The organism is Microcystis wesenbergii FACHB-1317 (assembly GCF_014696875.1).
Taxonomy (GTDB): Bacteria; Cyanobacteriota; Cyanobacteriia; order Cyanobacteriales; family Microcystaceae; genus Microcystis; species Microcystis wesenbergii_A.
Genome location: NZ_JACJQV010000101.1, coordinates 1 through 1,672 on the forward strand (window position 1 = coordinate 1; position 1,672 = coordinate 1,672).

Here is a 1,672-nt window from a genome sequence, read left to right on the forward strand (position 1 = left end):
AAAGACTTAATAGAAGGGATTGAATTGGCTATGTTAGAAGTTACTCAAAAAGATATTCGCAATTGGTTTACTCACTGTTGCTACTGTACCTCATAAGTCAGAGAATTGCTATATTAACCGGATTCCCCCCAGCCGCTTTATTTTTAGTTTATTAATGGGACTTAGGCATTTTCGGGCAGCAAAAAAGGCTCAAACCATTACGGGACAAAGGGTTAACCTCAATTTATGATTTTCCTTGATCTATCTGGGTTTCAGCGATTTTGGGCTTCTCGAAGTAAATCCCAAGCGGGGATTGGAGTTGAGGCTTTTATCGATTTGTTTTTTGTCTAAGTCCCATTAATTACTTCTATTCTCTACGCTTTTAATTTTGGCATTTGGGCCGCTGGACTTTGGCTAGTCACTATCCTCTTATTTCGGGGTGATACCCGCCTATTTGAGGTGGCCAGTACCCTAGGATTTAGTTACGCACCCTTTATCTTCGGATGAGCGATTGCTCTTCCCTACGCTGGTCGGGCGATCTATCTCAATGGAGCGAGAGGACTCCCGTTAAACTGCGTAGCGGTTAACGGGAGATGAATCGCCACCAGAATGAAACTAACGCAGTAGCATTTCCACTTTCGGGGAGTTTTGGTTCTCGACGTATTTTTTTAGTTGTTCAACAGTAACACCCCCACAACTGGCCACGAAATAAGCTCCTGCCCAAAAATAAGGTTTATTGTCGAAATACTTTGCTTCCAAATCCGGAAATTCTTTTCTAATTAAACGACTACTAACTGTTTTAAGGTTAGCGATTAATTTAGATAAAGCGATGTCAGGCTTGTAATCAATAATCAGGTGAACATGATCAGATTCACCATTGAAATCAAGTAACACGCTTTCCCATTTTGAGAGCGTTGAAGCAAAGATTTCTTTAAGTCGAACTAAGATTTCATTGTTAATAGCTTTTCGTCGATATTTGATAACGAATACGATGTGAGCGGTAAGTTTGTAAACAGAGCGAAATCCATGATGGTAATCAGTTGACATATTGGGCGGTAAGTGTTATAATCCAATTATACATCACAAAACCAACGACAGTGATAACGCTTACCTATCAGTATAAACTAAAGGTAAATAAAAAACAAGAGCGAGAGATCGTCCACATTCTTGATGTTTGCAAAAGCGTTTATAATTACGCTCTTTCAGAACGGAAAGATTGGTTAAACTCTCGAAAGTGTCTTGCGGATCGTTGTTCGTTAGTTTCTGAGTACATAATGCCTGCGGATGAACCCTATCCTAATTACTTCGTTCAAGCTAAAAATCTAACGGAAGCTAAAAAAGTTTATCCGATATTAAAGACGGTTAACGCTCAAGTCTTACAGCAAGTCTTAAAAACTTTAGAGAAAGCTTTTTCTGACATGAAATCGAAAGGCTTTGGCTTTCCTAGATTCAAGAAAAAGATGCGAAGTTTTGTTTTCCCCGCGCTGTCAAAAAACTTTCTAGGTGACGAATACTTAAATTTTCCACAATTGGGAAAAATTCGGATTAGGAAATCTAGGGAGTACCCGCAGGGTAAGCTCATCTAATTTGGTATAAATTGTACTTGACAAAGATTTCTGAATAGGGTAATCAAATCGCCATAGCACCGTCCCGCACTGCCAGTACCCAGACTTAGCCGCTGCTACCTCTGTAT

1 protein-coding gene and 1 pseudogene are annotated in these 1,672 nt (G+C 39.7%); one reads left to right on the plus strand and one right to left on the minus strand.

What is annotated here, in order from left to right:
• Positions 1 to 594: 594 nt before the first annotated feature.
• Complete coding sequence (gene tnpA / locus H6F92_RS07175) at positions 595 to 1,026, minus strand: IS200/IS605 family transposase (protein WP_190357334.1); 432 nt, start codon at positions 1,024 to 1,026, stop codon at positions 595 to 597.
• 50 nt (positions 1,027 to 1,076) lie between these two features.
• Here tnpA and H6F92_RS07180 point away from each other — a divergent pair.
• Positions 1,077 to 1,553, plus strand: a pseudogene (locus H6F92_RS07180) (RNA-guided endonuclease InsQ/TnpB family protein); the annotation flags it as partial.
• Positions 1,554 to 1,672 lie beyond the last annotated feature (119 nt).